Genomic DNA, 16,363 nt, shown 5'->3' with positions numbered 1-16,363 from the left:
GACACCACTGTGCGCCGTCCGGGAATTGTCCGAAAGCCCTGGCGGCGCCGGACAAAGGGCCGTACAACCCGCATCGGTTGCGCGGCGGACCGGCGCGCGCTGGTGAAGTGCGCCGGTTGTGCGCTCCCTGCGCCCGCGCCTACGCCCCAGGTCCGGGCAGCTGCTTCTCCAGCAGCGTGACGGTGTACCGGCTCCCGTCCGAGCCCTCCTTCGCCCGCTGCTCGCCGACGGCCCGGTAGCCCGCACTCTCGTAGTACGGCCGCAGGCGCGGATTGCTCGACTTGCAGTCGAGGCGGCTCAACGGACGGCCCGCCTCGGCGATCCGCCGCTCGGCACGGGCCAGCATCGCGCGGCCGGTGCCCGCCGGCGCCCGGTCGCGGTCGACCATCAGCCGGTGCAGATAGCCCGCGACGGGCGGCTGCGGGCCCCACGCGGGAAGGTCCTGCCACCACAGCTCCCACGCCCCGGCGATCTCCCCGCCCACCTCGGCGAACCAGACCTCGTCCTGCTTGATCCGCAGCCGGAAGTGCTCCGCGTCCCGCTCGCCGGGCGTCCACTGGTTGATCCCGCGGCCCTGCATCCAGCGGGCGGCGCCGTCGTAGAGCGCGACGAGGGCGGCCACGTCGGCGTCGGTGTCCGCGGCGCGGCGGAAGGTGATCATCTCCATGCGCGGATTGTGCCCCAGCGGTACCGGAACGGGCTCGTCCGTCTCAGGACGGTTGAGGTCAGGATGGCTGCGGTTCCGACGGCTGCGGTTCCGACGGCTGAGGTCAGGACGGCCGTGGTTCCGACGGTTGTGGTCAGGACGGCCGTGGTCCCGACGGCTGTGCTCAGGACGGTTGTGGTCAGGACGGCTGTGGCGCCAGCGCCAGCAGCCGGGTCAGCAGATCGCCGAACGGCCCGTCGGACGGCTCCCCGGCCAGCACCCGCCCCAGGACCCCGGCCATCTCCTCGTCGTACGCGGCACTCACCGCCGCCAGCGCCGCGAAGTCGTGCACCAGCTGGCGCTCCAGTTCGCCGCGCGGAATGGCGCGGCTGTCCAGCCAGATCAGCGCGGTGGTCTCGGCGAGCGAGATCCAGGAGCGGACCACCAGTTCCGTCCGCGGAGCGGGCCCTTCCACCCCGAGGTGGGAGAGGATCTGCTCGTACGCGGCCTGGCGCACCCCGTCGATCATCGCGCTCGTCCGGCCCGATCCCACGGCCTCCATGGCGCCGATGGACGGGCCGCCGCGCATCAGCGCGGAGAAGCCGGGCCCGTGCTCCTCGACGAAGTCGAAGAACCGTTTCATCACGCGGAGCAGGCGGGCGCCGAGCGGCCCCTCGTGCGGTTCCACGAAACGGGCGGCCAGTTCGTCGGCCGCCCGGCGCAGCGCCGCCTCGTACAGACTCTGCTTGCCCGGGAAGTAGTGGTAGACCAGCGGCCGGGAGATGCCCGCCGCCTCGGCTATCTCGTCGATCGAGACCTCTTCCGGTGCCCGGTGGCTGAACAGGCCGAGCGCCACGGCGATCAGCTGCTCGCGTCGTTCCTCGACACCCATCCTGCGGCGCGCCCCGTTGGTCATGCGCACACCCTAACCACCGGGGAGGCACCGCGGAATCGAGCGACCGGGGGCCGGACGGCGGGGACCGGCCCGGCCCGGCGGGCGGACGTCAGAGGTCGAGCACCAGGCGTTCCCCGCGGGCCCGCGAGACGCAGATCAGCATCGAGTCGTCCCGCTCGGCGTCGGTCAGCAGCTCGTCGCGGTGATCGACCTCGCCGGAGACCACCCGCTGCTGGCAGGTGCCGCAGAAGCCCTGCTCGCAGGAGTAGGGGAGGTTCGGCAGGGCCTGCTCGCGAATGGCGCGCAGGGCGCTGCCGTCCGCCGGGACGGTGACCGTGCGGCCGGTGCGCCGCAGCTCCACCTCGAACTCCGCGTTCTCGCCCGGCGCCGGCGTGGCGGCCGGCGCGAACCGCTCGGTGTGCAGGGTCAGCCCGCGCGCTCCCTGCGGCAGCAGCCCGGCCACGGCGTCCATCAGCGGATCAGGGCCGCAGCAGTAGACGGCGGCGTGTGGCGGGGCGTCGGCGAGCGCGCCCGCCAGGTCCGGCAGCCCGTCCTCGTCCTCGGCGACCACCGTCACCCGGTCCGACGCCGCGCCCGCCAGCTTCTCGATCTCCGTCAGGAACGGCATCGACGCGCGCGACCGCCCGCCGTACACCAGCCGCCAGGGCACGCCCTCGGACTCGGCCTGCCGCAGCATCGGCAGGATCGGCGTGATGCCGATGCCGCCCGCGATGAACAGGTAGGCGTGGCACTCCTCCAGCCGGAAGCGGTTGCGCGGCCCGCGCACCTCGACGGTGGTGCCCTCGTGCAACTGCTCGTGCACCTCGCGCGATCCGCCCCGGCCGTCCTCGATCAGCCGTGTCGCGATCGTGTACGAGCCGGTGTCGGCGGGGCTGCCGCACAGCGAGTACTGCCGTACGGCGCCGGAGGGCAGCACCACGTCGAGGTGGGCCCCGGGCTCCCAGCCCGGCAGGCCGTCGCCTTCCAGGCGCAGCCGTACGACGCCCTCGGCCTCCTCCGCGCGCTCCACGACCAGCAGGCGCAGGGGTCCCGAGCGGTTCCGGCCCTGGCCGGAGACGGGCTGTTCCAGCGCGGGCATCGGCCACAGCGGCGACCGGCCGATGCGCCGCCGGAGGGCCCGCTGGACGACCAGCGCGGCTCCGGCGGCGACCAGGACCGTACGTATCCGGGGCAGGGACGGCATCTCAGGCGGCTCCTGTCGGGTGCTCTGTCGGCTGGTTCATCGGCTGCTTCGCCGGGCGGGCCTCGGCGGCGGTCGCGGCGGGGGAGCCGGCGAGATAAGCGGCGGCCTGCTCGGTACTGCCGTACCGCGAGGGGTGATAGGTCCGGCTGAGGTACTGGGGGATGGAGCGGGCCATGGCGCCGGGGGCGGGCAGTACGCCTTGCCGCCCCGCGCGGAAGAACTCCCTGAAGCTGGCCCTGCCGTCCGGGAGCGAGGGGTCGTTCGCCATGAAGAAGCGGGTGCCGCGCTGCCAGAGGAAGACCAGCGCGGAGAACGCGGTGGCCCAGGTCCGCACCCGTCGCCGGTATCCGCCGTCCAGGTGCGTGAACAGGTCGAAGGCGACCGAGCGGTGCTCGACCTCCTCGGCGCCGTGCCAGCGCAGCAGGTCCAGCATCGTCGGATCGGCGCCCCTGGCGTCCAGCGCCTCCGCGTTGAGCACCCAGTCCCCGAGGAACGCCGTGTAGTGCTCGATCGCGGCGATGATCGCGACGCGCTCCATCAGCCACCACTGGCCCGCCCGGCCCGGCGGCAGTGGGGGCACCGCCCACGCGTTGAGCAGTGGGGGACGGTCGCCGAGCAGCTTCTCGAAGAGCCAGTCGACCTGCGCGGTGTACGGGGCCGGGTCCAGCCCGAGCCGCTTGAGGTGCGGCAGCACGTCGTCGTGCGCCTGGGAGTGCATCGCCTCCTGGCCGATGAACCCGATCACGTCCTCCCGCAGCCGGGCGTCCCGGATCTGCGGCAGCACCTGCTTGTAGACGTGCACGAACCAGCGTTCGCCGGCGGGCAGCAGCAGGTGCAGCACGTTGATGGTGTGGGTGCTGTCCGGGTCGCCGGGGATCCAGTGCAGGGGGGTGTCCGCCCAGTCGAAGGCGACGTCGCGTGCTTTCAGCGGGGTGTGCTCGGAGGCGACCGGCCGGGGCCGCAACGAGGCCGTATTAGACATGGCGTCAATGTACTGGCGGGTACGAAATCGGCAACAGGCTTCGGGCCGGAAAATCCGCGGGGCCGCGCGCACCGTCGGGCTATCGCAGCCCCCGCACCCGCTCCCCGCTCCGCAGCCGCCCCGACAGCTCGGCCCGGGCGCCCGCCGCGGCCGGTACGGCCAGCTGCGGGCCCGCCGCACGGCCGGTGGTCCCGCCGCTCGCGCTGACCTCCGTGAGCTGTCCGCTGCCTGCGGCCACCAGCCACCACTGTCCGCCGGGCGCCTTCCACACCACCCCGGCCAGCGCCCACGGCTCGCGCGGGCCGCATCCCGGGCCGCCCTCGGAACGCGCCACCACCGTGCCCGGTGCGTACCCCTGCCCGCCCGTAGGTGGTGTCTGGACCTGCGCGAAGGTACGGCTGCCCGCGCCCCGCCAGGTCTCGGCGCGCGTGCACACCCACGTCGCGGTCCCGCCCCCGGCGGGCAACCGCTGCTGCGCGAACGTCCAGGAGTTGACCGTACGGACGCCCTGACCGCGGAGCCCGCCGAGGTGGCACGCCGTGCGCGCCCAGGCGGTACGCGCCTGCGGTCCGCCGTCCGGTCCGTCCGGGTCGCCGGGCCGGTCCGGTGACCCGGACGTCAGGCGGGCCGGGAGCAGTTCGCCGAGGTCGGTGAAGAGGTGGCCGTCCATCCGCAGGGCCTGCCAGGCGGTGCAGGTGGTGGCGCGCGCGGGGGACGGTACGGGGCCGGTCGTGCCGTCCTCGCCGATGGGCAGGGGGCGGGCCGCGCCGGTGGGCTCCAGCAGGTCGGTCAGCTCGGTGCGCCCGGTCCAGGGGGCGGTCAGGTAGCGGACGTTGCTGTCCGTACGGCTGAGCACCAGGGCGGTGGCGGAGGAGTCGTCAGCGCCGTCCGTACGGGCGAGGTCCAGCACCGCGCCGCCCGTCCCGTCGGAGCCGTCCGCAGGTTCCGCATACCGCACCACGCGCAGTCCGTCGTACAGGAGCACCACCGCGGCACGGTCCGCCACGCCCGCGTAGAGCAACTGTGGCGGGCCGGCCGCAGGGCCCTTGGCGGTGCCCGGGGTGGCCGAGACCTGTACGTCCGGGCCGGGCCTGGCCCACACGGCCAGCGCGCGCCGCAGCAGCGCCCGGTCGTGCGTACGGTCTCCCCGGGCAGGCCATGCCGACAGGCCCCGCCGCGTCGCGTTCCGCCACGTGCCGGCGGCGGCCCGGGTCACCTGGGCGGGGTCCAGGGCGGCCTGCGCTGCCGCGTTCTCGGTGTACGGGGGAGCCGCGGCGCCATCGGGGCCCCGCCCGCCGCCCGGCACGGTCAGCAGCGCACCGCACACCAGCGCCGCCGCCCCCGCCAGCGCCGTACGCGCGTGCCGGCGGCGGCGCAGGAGGTCGGTGGGCCGGGCCTGGAGGGAGCAGGGGTCGAACTCGGCGGATTCCAGCAGTGCCCGGTCCCGGCCGCCCGCCGCCGGAGCCGCACCGGACGCCGCGGCGAGCGCGCCCCGCACGTCCTCGGCCCCGGCCGCCTCCAGGACCGCCCGCACGTCCGTGTCACCGAGGCCCTCCAGCGCGCGCAGCACATACGCCGCGCGGGCCGCTGCGGGCAGCGCCGACAGGGCGCGGTGCAGGGTGAGTTCGTCCATGCCGCCGGAGCGGGGGAACAGCCGCAGTCCCCAGACCTGCGGCAGCAGCGGCGACATCGGGGGTACGGGCACCTCGCGGCGCACGAACGGCAGCCGCACCCGGGGGTGTTCGGCGACCAGGGACGCGCGCAGCACCCGTAGCCGTACCAGCGCGTAACCGGGGTCGGTGACCGGCCGGCCGGGGCGGCGCTGGGACGGCAGAGCATGCGGCTGTGCGGGAACGCCCTTGCGCGGCAGCGCGCGCTGGACGACCGAATGCGCCGTCAGGACACGCCGGTTGCGCCCCAGCGTGGGCGGCAGCACCAGATAAGCCAGGCGCGTCAGCCGCGGATAGTGCTCGACCAGGGCCGCCTCCGCCTGGTCGACACCGACGAAGGCGGCCGGAACGCCACCGGACCCGGGGCGCGGGCCGTCCGGACGGGGTGCTGTTGCCTGCTGCTGCTCCACGGTCGGTGAAACGAGTGAATCCTGGGATGGTCACCTGAATCACCACGCGCCCCGGTCGGTCACCACGCGCCCCCGGACGGCGCCCCGCCCCGCCCGCCCCGGTACGGACTATCCCGGGCGGTGTGTGACGTCCAGGTCGAACTCCCCGTCCCGCGCGCCCAGGACGAACGCGCGCCACTCCGCCTCGGTGTACCGCAGCACCACGTCGGGCTCCTTGGAATTGCGCATGGCCACCGCGCCCTGTTCCAGGAAGGCGATCTCCACCGCCTCCTCGGACTCGCCGGGGGCGCGCTGCCAGGTGGCGTCGGAGATGTCGAGGGCGTAGAGCCACTCCTTGTCAGCTGCGGCACTCATGCGGTGAACTCCTCGCTCGCGGTCCGTACGGGTCTGCGTACGGATCGTCAGCGTACGCGGTGGCCGGATGAGCTTCCAGCGGTCCTCGGAGGTGTGCTACAGGAGCCCGCCGGGGCCGGCGGGTTCAGCCGCGGTCCAGATAGGCCAGCACCGCCAGGACCCTGCGGTTGTCGTCGTCGGACGGCGGCAGTTCCAGCTTTCCGAAGATGTTGGAGGTGTGCTTGGCGACGGCACGTTCGGTGACGACCAGCTTGGCCGCGATGGCCGTGTTGGAGCGCCCCTCGGCCATCAGCTCCAGCACCTCGGTCTCGCGCGGCGTCAGCCGGGCCAGCGGCCGGTCCTGCGACCGCCGGGACAGCAGCTGGGAGATCACCTGCGGGTCCATGGCCGTACCGCCGGCCGCCACCCGCCGTACCGAGTCGATGAACTGCTCGGCGTCGAAGACCCGGTCCTTGAGCAGATAGCCGATGCCGCCCGTGCCGTCGGCCAGCAGCTCGCGCGCGTACAACTGCTCCACGTGCTGGGACAGGACGAGCACCGGCAGCCCGGGCCGGGCACGGCGGGCGGCCAGCGCGCACTGCAGGCCCTCGTCCGTGAAGGAGGGCGGCAGCCGTACGTCGACGACCGCGATGTCCGGCTGCTCCTCGGCCAGCGCCCGCGTCAGGTCGGGCCCGTTGTCGACCGCGGCGGCGATCTCGAAGCCGAACGCCTCCAGCATCCGTATCAGACCGTCTCTCAGGAGGAAGAGGTCTTCGGCGAGCACAACGCGCACGGAATCTCCAGCGTCACCAGGGTGGGGCCGCCCGCCGGGCTGCTGACGGCCAAGATGCCGTCGAATGTACCGAGTCTGCGTTCGAGTCCGCGCAGGCCGGAGTGCGTACCGGTCTGGCCGGGCACCCCCGGGCCATCCGCGGGAGGCAGGACGACGCCGCCGCGGCCGTCGTCGCCGACGGTGATCCGCAGCCGCCCGTCGATGTGCTCCAGGTCCACCCACGCCCGCGTGGCGTCCGCGTGCTTGGCGGTGTTGGTGAGCAGCTCGCTCACCGAGAAGTACGCGGCCGACTCCACCGGCGCCTCCGGACGGCCCCCCAGCCGCCCGGTCACCTCCACCGGCAGCGGCATCCGCAGCGCCAGCGCCCGTACGGCGTCGTCCAGGCCGCGTTCGGCCAGCACCGGCGGGTGGATGCCGCGCACCAGGTCGCGCAGTTCGGACAGGGCCTCCGCCGAGGACGTACGGGCGCGGGCGACCAGTTCCTTGGCCTGCGCCGGATCGCGTTCGATCAACGCCTCGACGGTGCCCAGGTCCATGCCCATCGCGACCAGCCGCGCCTGCGCGCCGTCGTGCAGGTCCCGTTCGATGCGGCGCAGCTCGGCCGCCGAGGCGTCCACCGCGTCGTGCCGGGTCTCGGTCAGCCGGGCCACCCGGGCGGCCAGCTCCGCCTTGGGCGGGGTGAGGAAGACCGCGGCGAGCCGGAAGTGCAGGGCCAGCAGCTCCGGGTTGAAGCGGGTCGCGGCGAGCGCCGCCGCGCCCAGCACCGGCATGAAGGCCACCTGCACAGGGTCCGAGGCGTACAGGAACCCGTACGTCTGGCCGCCGAGGTCCACCCCGTTCCAGACCAGTACCGGGAGGACGAACCCCTCGATGCCGAACACGATCAGCAGGGCCGGAAGCAGCGCCGTGAGGAACCCGGCCACCATGTCCACCAGCAGCCACAGCAGCTCCCGCCAGGTCGCCGGGTCGCTCAGCACGTGCTGGCAGCGCTGCGCCACCCCCGGCAGGCCGGGCTGCGGGCCGGGCGGCGGCCGGTATCCGGCCGGTATGCGGATGCCCGACCAGTCGAGTGCCCACGCCCGCCGGTGGTCGGCGAACCGGCGGGTCAGCCGTACGACCCACGGGGTGGTCAGCCAGCCGGGGCCCACCATGAGCAGGGCGAGCGAGGTGAGGGTGAGCGAGAAGAGCAGGACCGACCCCACCAGCGAGACGGCGGCGAGCCCCGACCCCGTGCGGCGGCAACCAGTGTTCGGCGGACCCTCATCCGTACGCTCCCTGCGCTTCACGTGCCCGGACGTCGGGCACGGGAACAGTCTGCCGGGTGGAGATGTCCAGGTCACTGGGCTTCGCCCCCAGGGAGGGGTGTAGCCAGCCCCACCATCGCGGGCCGCCGCGGGCCGGTGCCCGCCGCACCCTGCCGAACCCGGTGCCCCGGCCTTTCCCCGGTCTCCCGCATCCGCGCCCCCTGCCGGCCTCACCACGTCTCGACTTCCCCGGACGGAGAGCCCCATGAGCGTCCCCGCGACCGTGTCCGCCGCCACCCCGACAGCCGCCACGCCGACCACCCCACCGGTCGTCCCGCCGGCCGCGTACGAGACCTCGATCGCCGGCACACCGGACCTGGTACGCGCCGCCCAGCGGCTGCGTCACCAGGTCTTCGGCGAGGAGATGGGCGCCACCCTGCACTCGCCCCTGGCGGGCCACGACATCGACCCCGTCGACGACCTCGCGGACCACCTGATCGTCACCGAGACCGCGACCGGCGACGTGGTCGGCACCTACCGGCTGGTGCCGCCCGGACGCGGCGACCGCCTCTACTCCGACGGCGAGTTCGACCTGACGGCGCTGGCCGCGCTGCGCCCCTCGCTCATCGAGGCCGGGCGCTCCTGCGTCCACCCGGACCACCGCGGCGGCGCCGTCATCAACCTGATGTGGGCCGCGCTGGCCCGCTACACCCTGCTCTCCGGACACCGCTACCTGGCGGGCTGCGCCTCCGTACCGCTGGGGGACGGCGGCGCGGCCGCGACCGCCGCCTGGGAACTGGGCCGCACCCGGTACGCCGCGCCGCCCGGTCTGAGCGTCTCCCCGCACCGGCCGTGGCGCCCCGAAAAGCCGGGACCGGACGCGCGGCCGGGCCTGTCGCTGCTCCCGCCGCTGCTCCGCGGCTATCTGCGGATCGGCGCCTGGGTCTGCGGTCCGCCCGCCCACGATCCGGAGTTCGACGTCGCCGACTTCTTCGTCGTGCTGGACATGGAGCGCCTCGGCGACCGGTACCGCCGCTTCTTCCTGGGGGACCAGCCGTCCGGGAGCCGGGCGTGAGCACCTGGGACGTACGGTCCGAGTGCACGACCGGCTGTGCCGCGCACGCCGTGCCGCGGGTTCCGTTCACGGAGGCCGCCCGGCGCTGTGCCGCCTTCGCGTACGCCGCGGGCCGCGCGCTGCGCGACGGCGAGCGGATGGCCGAGCCGGCGCGGCTGCGGGCTCACGCCCGCGCGGTGCTCGGCGCGATCGGCGTACGGCTCGTCGTGGCGACGCCGGAGGCAGGGGGAGGGCGGCGGGCACGGTGACGGCGTTGGCGGCGGACCCGGCGACGGCCATGGCGGCGGACCCGGCGGGCCTCTCGGTCCCGGCCGTGCCCCTCGCGGCACCCTCTTCGTCGCCAACCACATCTCCTGGCTGGACATCCCCGCCCTCCTCGCCGTCGAGCCGGTGACCCTGCTCGCCAAGCGTGAGATCGGCGACTGGCCGCTGGTCGGCGCCCTCGCCCGCCGCGCCGGCACCCGTTTCATCGACCGCGACAATCCGCGGCACCTGCCCGCCACCGTGGCCTCCTTGGCGGACCTGCTGCGCTCCGGACGGTCGGTGGCCGCGTTCCCACAGGCCACCACCTGGTGCTCGGTGGCGTACGGCGCCTTCCGGCGGGCCACCTTCCAGGCAGCACTGGACGCGGGCGCCCCCGTACGGCCGGTGACCATCGCCTACGAACAGCAGGGGCTGCCCAGCACGGTCGCGGGCTTCCTCGGTGACGAGGAATTCCTGTCCTCCGTACGGCGGGTGGTCGGCGCGCGCGGTCTGACGGTCCGCGTCACCGTGCACCCGCCGCTGCTCCCGCACTCCGGCGCGCACGACCGGCGCGCACTGGCGGAACGCGCCCGCGCGGCCGTCAACGGCACCGTCAAGGGGCCGGCCCGGCAGCATGGAGACCGCGTGACCGCCGGTCAGGCGCTCGGTACGTACTTGTAGCCGACGCGCCGTACGGTCACGATCGACGAGCGCAGGCCCGCGCCCAACTTGCGGCGCAGCCGGGCGACATGGACGTCGACCGTACGGCCGTCGCCGACGTGCCCGTATCCCCACACCGTGGTCACCAACTGGTCGCGGGTGTGCACCCGGTGCGGGTGCGCCACGAGATGGGCGAGCAGCTCGAACTCCAGGTACGTCAGATCCAGGGCCCGGCCGTGGACGTGCACGGTCCGCTGCTCGGGGTCGATACGGACGTTCGCGTCACCGGTCGTGGCCGGAGCGGGGGCCGGCTCCCCGGCGGACACGGGCGGTACGGCCGCGGCCGGTACCTGTTCCGCCGGGACGAGCACGAGGTAGCCGACCATCGCCGGCTGCCCCGGGAGCGCCGGAAGGCTGTGCTGCGGCGCCGGGAGCCAGGTCGCCCCGGAGGTGAGCAGCTCGGCGACCGGCGGCAGCTCGTCGGGTGCCACGGCGCGCAGGCGCTGTCGCTGCCTGCCGGGCACGGCGGGGACGGAGGAGGCGGTGGCGGTCGCGGAGGCGGCGGCGGAAGTGGCAGGCAGGGTACGGACGTTCGTCATGATCGTCAGCTCTTTCGCGCAGAGGGGCGTCGGTGGACGTCGTGCGCGCGGGCAGGGCTGGAGACGCGCTGGAAGGCGTCTGGGAGGTGTGTGCGGGCCCGCGCTCAGTGCGCGCGGCAACACAGACGGTCGAAGTGATGTCCCTGCCGGGACGGCCAGAAGGGCTCGAGGTCGCTGCGACCCGTCGCGGTGTCGGTAAGGCTGGCCATGACCCCATTCAATCAGACAGCCGGTGATCTGTCCTTCACGCGGCCTGCGGACCGGCACGAAACGGACGGCGCGGCGGGGCGGCCGTACGGCGGGGGAGCGGGGCGGCCGTACGACGGTTGCGCGGGGTGGTGCGGGACGGGAGGCGCAGGGGGACGGCCACGCGGTGGCGGATCTTGAACGCGGCGCCCGCTCCCATGCCCAGCAGCAGCGCCGTCAGGTGCCCCGCGTCCGTGAAGTCCCGCCGTCGGTCCAGGAGCGGACCGACGCCCAGTGCCAGCAACCCCGCCGTGGCCGCCGCCCGCGCGCCGCGGTGCGGTAGGGAGACGGCGAGCGCGCCCACCGTGGCGTAGAAGCCGTAACTCGCGCCCACGTCCACCGCTCGCTCGGTGTCGGGCGTGACCGCCTTGTGGGACAGCGCGCGGGCCGCCCGCAGCCCGCCGTACACGAGCATGCTGGCGCCGATGTGCCCGGCGGCGAACATCGCGGCGGCGCGCCGGGTGCCCCACGCCGCCTCGGCCGTGCCGAGCGCCGCGAGCAGCGCGAGTCCGTACGGGACGGGCAGCGGGCTCTCCACGAACACGGCGCTGGTCGCCAGCGTCCGCCAGCGGCCCGCCCGCAGGTTGTCGACGTTGGTGGAGTGCGCGCGCAGCAGCTCGGCGCGCTCCTGCGCGGGAAGCCGCGCGGTGGCGTACGCGCCGAGCTGGACAGCGCCGACGTACAGCGGGGCGAGCCAGGGAGCGTAGGCGGAGGGCGCTTTCATGCCCTCCATCATCCCTGGGCAGGGGCCGGACCGGCCGGACCGGCCCCTGGCCCCGGTTCAGGCGAGGCGGATCTCGACCGGGTCGGCCGATCCGCCCCGCACCGTGACCGCGGTCCCGGCGACCTGTGACGCGCCGCCCCGCTCCGACCGGCACTCGACGGTGTAGCCGCCGTCGGTGCCGGCGGAGAGGGTGAAGCGCCCCTCGTCGTCCGTGAGCGCGGCCACGTCCGGGAAGGGCCCGGGGCCCGCGGCGAGGTACACCCGGGCGTCCGGGACGGGCCGGCCGTCCGCGTCCACCACGACTCCGGAGATCACCGTCATACCGGGACCTTTCGTTTCCTGGTGCCGGTCGGTCAGGTCTGCCGAGCGGCCTGTCAGGCCTTCCACGACACGTAGTTGTTGTACACCGGCGTGGTGATCCGCGTACCCGAGTTGGTGGCCGCGCCGCCGTACGCGTGGATCGCGATGCCGTACCGGCCGCCGTTGTAGAAGTGGTAGACGGAGCTGCCGCTCTGGCCGCCCGCCGTGTCGATGTCGTAGTACACCTTGCGCGGGCCGACGGAGGCGACGCCGCGCGCGTCGTACCACTGCGTACCGGCCGGCTTGTCGCCCGGGTACCCGGAGATGTTGCCGACGGTCTTGAGCAGGTCCGCGTCGGACCACACGCCGAAGCCGAACCAGCCGGTGGTGTTGCCGAGGTTGTTGGGCAGGATGATGGCGCCGTAGTCGTAGTTCTCGTCGCCGTTGTTGGCCCAGCCGTTGACCGTACGGAAGCTGGTGCTGGTCACGACGCCGTACGGAAGGGCGTTGCCGTTGCGGCCCGGCATCACGTTGATGCTCTTGACCCAGCCGTCGCGCCCGGCGACGCCGCTGTTCTTGATGTAGACGACGTGCCCCGCGGTGGCCAGCGTGTGCGGGCCGATGAACCAGCCCGTGCCGATCCAGCGGGAGTTGTCCGCCGCGGTGATCAGCAGCGAGCAGTGCACCCGCCACGGGTACACGGACGTGTCGGTGATCTGCACCCGGTCGTCCGGGCCGTGCACGGTCTCGGCGGCGACCGGGGGCGGACCGAAGGACGCCTCGCCGATGTCCGGCAGCACCGCGGTCGGCGGCTGCCAGAGCTGCTCGGGCGTGCCCTCGGGACGGTTGTAGCCCCGTACGTTCTCCAGCCCGTCGGCAGTCGCCCTGGCCGCGTCGCCCTGCGGCCCCTCGGACGGCTGCTGTACGGCCAGCTCCTCGGCGCTGAGGACGACGTGCTGCTCCTCTGGTTCGTTCGAAACAGCAGTGTGGAACTCGATCGGCATTGCGGGTCACCGAGCCTCTCGGGTCTCGCGGTGCACTGTGGGAGTTCTCCTCGATGGAGTCCTCTCCTTGTACAGCGGTCCCGGGAGCCGGACAACGAAAGTTGCGGCGAATTCTTGCGGATGGCCCTCTACTACGTCATCCGTCCCGAAGTGCCCCGCCGTCAGCATGAGATTCCCACCGAAAACGGGACGCCCCGGCCACGGAGAACTTCCGCACGGAGAACGGGCACGGCCGGACCTTGCGGGCCGGTGCGTGGCGCGCCACGACGCGCGCGACGTGCGCGCGCGGGCGGGGGTGCGGGGGTGCACGGATGGGGGAGTGCCGGACGCGTCGGCGGGGGCGGGGATGGGCGTGCGGGGCGGCCCGGCGTACAGAGGTGCCCTTGCGCAGCGGGGCACACTGGCGGGCATGACGACGACCTTGCGCATCGGACTCCTCGGCACCGGACCCTGGGCACAGCGCGTCCACGCCCCCGCCCTCGCCGCGCACCCCGGCGTCACCTTCACGGGCGTCTGGGGACGCCGCCCGGAAGCCGCCGCCGAACTGGCCGCGAGCCACGGCACCCGTCCGTACGCGACCCCCGAGGACCTGTTCGCCGACACCGACGCCGTCGCCGTCGCGCTGCCGCCGTCCGTCCAGGCGGACCTCGCCGTCCGGGCCGCCGACGCCGGCCGGCACCTGCTTCTGGACAAGCCCGTCGCCACCACCGTCGCCGCAGCGCGCGCGGTGGCCGACGCGACCGACCGGGCGGGCGTCGCCTCCGTCGTGTTCTTCACCGCGCGCTTCGGCGTCGCGGAGGGGAGTGGACCGACCGGGCGGCCGCGGCCGGTGGCTGGTTCACCGCGCACGCCGACTGGCTGGGCTCGGTCTTCGCGGCCGACAGCGACAGTCCGTACGTGGACTCCCCTGGCGCCGCGAGAAGGGCGCCCTATGGGACGTCGGCCCGCACGCGCTGTCCCTCCTGCTGCCCGTCCTCGGAGATGTGGAGCACGTCACGGCCGCCCGGGGCCCCGGCGACACCGTGCTGCTCACGCTGCGGCACTCGGGCGGCGCGGCGAGCTCGGCGACCGTCAGCCTGACCGCCCCGCGCGCGGCCTCCGGAGTCTCCGTCACGCTGTACGGCACCTCGGGCACCACCGCGCTCCCGGGCCGCCAGGACGGCCCGGACGTGGCGTACGGGCGCGCCGTGGACGCGCTGCTCACCGCCGTACGCACCGGTGAACGGCACCCCTGCGACGTACGGTTCGGACTGCGGGTGACGGAGGTGCTGGCGGCGGCGGAGGCGGCGTTGGGGGCGGGACCGGGGGCCTGAGTGACGGGTGAGGCCCGGGCGCCCCTCACTTGATCAGCGCGTTCGCCACCGCGATCAGCAACCCGAGCGCGGCGTCGGCCACCCCGATGAGCGCGGCCCCGCGCCTGCGGTACCCCATCCGCAGCGCGGCGGCCGTGCCCCAGCCGAACAGCAGCGTGGCGTTGAGCGCGAGCCCGGCCGCCGTGGTGGGCCCTTCGGGCCAGCCCCAGCCCCCGGCGGCCAGCAGCAGCACCACGGTGGGGAGCGAGGCGACCACGAGTGGCCACTCGTCGATCAGCCGGTGCCCGAGCGCGTACCAGCGGTGGCCCGCGCTGTCGCCGCGGTGGGTGGACATGTGGTGGGCGTAGCCGTGCGCGAGCGCCGCGGTGGCGGCCGTGACCAATACCCACAGCGCGTCGTAAACGGGCGTGAACGGCGTTCCCTCGCTCTGCAGGGCGGCCAGCAGCGCACTGGCGAGCACCGTTCCGTACACGCCTCCGAACAACATGTTGGAACGCACGAAAGGCTCTCTTCCAGGTGATACCGCGATACCGCAATGCCGCGGTACGGAAATGGAGTGACGAGCCGTCCAGGCTAATCGGCGGGTCCGTTCCTTTCCTCACCGTAACGGGGGAGAAAGAAATGGCCGAAGGTATGACAACGCGTGGCGACGGGATGTGCGTACCGCTGCCGGGCGGGCCGCGCGCACGGAACGTCTCCGCCCCGGCCCGCTCCCCCTCCCATGCCTCCCCGGGTATCGCTACATGCCGGAATTGGTCTTGGAAGGCATGAGAGATCGCGCCTAACGTCGTGCTCGCGCCCTTCGCGCTCCCCGTCCGTACACATTCCCCTTCCCCATCCGCACGCACTCCGCGCCGCCCACGCGCCGCGCGCCGGTGCGCTGTACGACAAGGAGGCGCAGCTCATGACAGCGTTCACGAGTTACGTCGAAAGCATCCTGCGAGAACTGGCGGACCACCCGGAACGCCGGGTGCTGACCACTTCCGACGGGCGGGACGTCACCGCCGCCGCATTTCACGACAGCGTGCACCGCACGGCGGCGGAACTGGCCGACCGCGGCATCGGGCGCGGCCATACCGTCTCGATGCTGTCCGGCAACCGGCCGGAAGCGCTGTCCGCCCGGTACGCGGTCAATCTGCTGGGCGCCAGGATCGTCCTGCTGTACGAGGGGCAGGCCCCGGAAATCCAGGCGCGCGTCGTGGAGAGCGCCGAGACCGTCCTGCTTCTCGTGGGTCCGGAATCGGCCAAGCCCGCCGCGGAACTGCTCTCCCATCTGGACGGCGCCGCGCCGGACGTCCTGCTGCTCGCCCCCGGCGACCCCGGCACCCTCGGCGGCCTGGACGCCGAGGACCTGACCGCCGCGGCCGCCGCCCGCCCGTCGGGCCGTACGGTCGAGAGCGCGGCCGGCCCCGACGACGACTGGTGCATCCGCTACACGGGCGGCACGACCGGCGTCCCCAAGGGCATCCAGATGGCGCACCGCCCGTACGCGCAAGCGGTCGCGTACTCCTTCACCTCCGCAGGCGACCCGCCCCGCCTGCTCGCCTGCACCTCGCTCGCCCACCTGGCCGGACAACTGGCCGACATGACGCTGGCCGCCGGGGGCAGCGTCGTCCTCCAGGACGGCTTCGACGCCGGCGCGGTGCTCGCCGCGGTGGCCCGCGAACGCATCACCCACATGTGGCTGCTGCCGCCCTCCTCTACCACCTGCTCGACCACCCCGATCTGGCCACCACCGATCTCAGCAGCCTCACCCGCATCACTTACGGCGGCTGCCCGGCCTCTCCCGCCCGGCTGCGGCAGGGCCTCGACCTCCTCGGCCCGGTCCTCTACGGCTGGTACGGCCAGTCCGAGGCCCTGCTGCTCACCGAGATGAGCCCCGACGAGCACGGCAGGACCGGGCAGGGAGGCCAGATCACCGTCGGCCGGCCCGTACCCGGCGTGACGGTCGAGATCCGCGACGAGGACGGCCACCGCCTCCCGCCGGACACCAGCGGCGAGGTGTACGTCCGCTCCGAGGGC

Annotated in this window: 16 protein-coding genes and 2 pseudogenes; 5 read left to right on the top strand and 13 right to left on the bottom strand. The window is 74.0% G+C overall.

What is annotated here, in order from left to right; all coding sequences use genetic code 11:
- Nucleotides 1-139: 139 nt before the first annotated feature.
- From ACEXOX_RS15410 to ACEXOX_RS15375, 8 genes are all read right to left on the bottom strand, one after another.
- Complete coding sequence (locus ACEXOX_RS15410) at nucleotides 140-667, bottom strand: GNAT family N-acetyltransferase (RefSeq protein ID WP_406521218.1); 528 nt, start codon at nucleotides 665-667, stop codon at nucleotides 140-142.
- 178 nt (nucleotides 668-845) lie between these two features.
- Entirely contained in the window at nucleotides 846-1,562 is a 717-nt protein-coding gene (locus ACEXOX_RS15405; RefSeq protein ID WP_406521217.1) for a TetR/AcrR family transcriptional regulator, read from the bottom strand.
- A gap of 88 nt (nucleotides 1,563-1,650) precedes the next feature.
- On the bottom strand, nucleotides 1,651-2,745 hold the full coding sequence (locus ACEXOX_RS15400; protein WP_406521215.1) for a PDR/VanB family oxidoreductase: 1,095 nt from the start codon (nucleotides 2,743-2,745) through the stop codon (nucleotides 1,651-1,653).
- A gap of 1 nt (nucleotide 2,746) precedes the next feature.
- A complete protein-coding gene (locus ACEXOX_RS15395; protein WP_406521214.1) occupies nucleotides 2,747-3,727 on the bottom strand; it encodes a metal-dependent hydrolase in 981 nt (326 codons plus the stop codon).
- Between the two features lie 79 nt (nucleotides 3,728-3,806).
- Nucleotides 3,807-5,807, bottom strand: coding sequence for a hypothetical protein (locus ACEXOX_RS15390; RefSeq protein ID WP_406521213.1), 2,001 nt, complete (start codon nucleotides 5,805-5,807; stop codon nucleotides 3,807-3,809).
- 108 nt (nucleotides 5,808-5,915) lie between these two features.
- Nucleotides 5,916-6,161: a DUF397 domain-containing protein gene (locus ACEXOX_RS15385; protein WP_030019849.1), complete on the bottom strand. Its 246-nt coding sequence runs from the start codon at nucleotides 6,159-6,161 to the stop codon at nucleotides 5,916-5,918.
- A gap of 124 nt (nucleotides 6,162-6,285) precedes the next feature.
- Nucleotides 6,286-6,933, bottom strand: coding sequence for a LuxR C-terminal-related transcriptional regulator (locus ACEXOX_RS15380; protein ID WP_406521210.1), 648 nt, complete (start codon nucleotides 6,931-6,933; stop codon nucleotides 6,286-6,288).
- Entirely contained in the window at nucleotides 6,897-8,219 is a 1,323-nt protein-coding gene (locus ACEXOX_RS15375; protein ID WP_406521209.1) for a sensor domain-containing protein, read from the bottom strand. The genes ACEXOX_RS15380 and ACEXOX_RS15375 overlap by 37 nt, the downstream gene beginning before the upstream one ends.
- Nucleotides 8,220-8,442: 223 nt before the next feature.
- Between ACEXOX_RS15375 and ACEXOX_RS15370 the strand changes: the two genes are divergently transcribed.
- The 3 genes from ACEXOX_RS15370 to ACEXOX_RS15360 all read left to right on the top strand — a co-directional run bounded on the left by ACEXOX_RS15370 (nucleotide 8,443) and on the right by ACEXOX_RS15360 (nucleotide 10,176).
- Nucleotides 8,443-9,252, top strand: a complete 810-nt coding sequence (locus tag ACEXOX_RS15370) for a GNAT family N-acetyltransferase (protein ID WP_406521207.1) — start codon at nucleotides 8,443-8,445, stop codon at nucleotides 9,250-9,252.
- A complete protein-coding gene (locus ACEXOX_RS15365) occupies nucleotides 9,249-9,500 on the top strand; it encodes a hypothetical protein (RefSeq protein WP_406526688.1) in 252 nt (83 codons plus the stop codon). Before ACEXOX_RS15370 ends, ACEXOX_RS15365 begins: the two co-directional genes overlap by 4 nt.
- A gap of 100 nt (nucleotides 9,501-9,600) precedes the next feature.
- Nucleotides 9,601-10,176 carry a lysophospholipid acyltransferase family protein gene (locus ACEXOX_RS15360; protein WP_406526356.1) on the top strand — a complete coding sequence of 192 codons (576 nt, stop codon included), beginning with the start codon at nucleotides 9,601-9,603 and terminating at the stop codon, nucleotides 10,174-10,176.
- Here ACEXOX_RS15360 and ACEXOX_RS15355 read toward each other — a convergent pair.
- The 4 genes from ACEXOX_RS15355 to ACEXOX_RS15340 form a co-directional block, all read right to left on the bottom strand.
- Nucleotides 10,152-10,754 carry a winged helix-turn-helix domain-containing protein gene (locus ACEXOX_RS15355; protein ID WP_406521205.1) on the bottom strand — a complete coding sequence of 201 codons (603 nt, stop codon included), beginning with the start codon at nucleotides 10,752-10,754 and terminating at the stop codon, nucleotides 10,152-10,154. The two genes, ACEXOX_RS15360 and ACEXOX_RS15355, sit on opposite strands and share 25 nt — an antisense overlap.
- Nucleotides 10,755-10,998: 244 nt before the next feature.
- On the bottom strand, nucleotides 10,999-11,724 hold the full coding sequence (locus tag ACEXOX_RS15350; protein ID WP_406521203.1) for a rhomboid-like protein: 726 nt from the start codon (nucleotides 11,722-11,724) through the stop codon (nucleotides 10,999-11,001).
- Between the two features lie 57 nt (nucleotides 11,725-11,781).
- The gene (locus tag ACEXOX_RS15345) at nucleotides 11,782-12,045 is read right to left on the bottom strand and encodes a carboxypeptidase-like regulatory domain-containing protein (RefSeq protein ID WP_406521201.1); all 264 of its coding nucleotides are present in this window, start codon (nucleotides 12,043-12,045) and stop codon (nucleotides 11,782-11,784) included.
- 53 nt (nucleotides 12,046-12,098) lie between these two features.
- A complete protein-coding gene (locus ACEXOX_RS15340) occupies nucleotides 12,099-13,028 on the bottom strand; it encodes a trypsin-like serine peptidase (protein ID WP_406521199.1) in 930 nt (309 codons plus the stop codon).
- A gap of 409 nt (nucleotides 13,029-13,437) precedes the next feature.
- On the opposite strand from ACEXOX_RS15340, the pseudogene ACEXOX_RS15335 reads away from it, so the two are divergent.
- A pseudogene (locus ACEXOX_RS15335) lies at nucleotides 13,438-14,341 on the top strand (Gfo/Idh/MocA family protein).
- A gap of 25 nt (nucleotides 14,342-14,366) precedes the next feature.
- On the opposite strand, the gene ACEXOX_RS15330 reads toward ACEXOX_RS15335, so the two are convergent.
- Entirely contained in the window at nucleotides 14,367-14,840 is a 474-nt protein-coding gene (locus ACEXOX_RS15330; protein ID WP_331787454.1) for a hypothetical protein, read from the bottom strand.
- Nucleotides 14,841-15,062: 222 nt separating this feature from the next.
- Here ACEXOX_RS15330 and ACEXOX_RS15325 point away from each other — a divergent pair.
- Nucleotides 15,063-16,321, top strand: a pseudogene (locus ACEXOX_RS15325) (AMP-binding protein); the annotation flags it as partial.
- Nucleotides 16,322-16,363 lie beyond the last annotated feature (42 nt).

Origin of the sequence: Streptomyces sp. Ac-502 (assembly GCF_045222935.1) — a bacterium.
GTDB lineage: Bacteria > Actinomycetota > Actinomycetes > Streptomycetales > Streptomycetaceae > Streptomyces > Streptomyces monomycini.
This window is presented reverse-complemented; position numbering and strand designations above follow the sequence as displayed.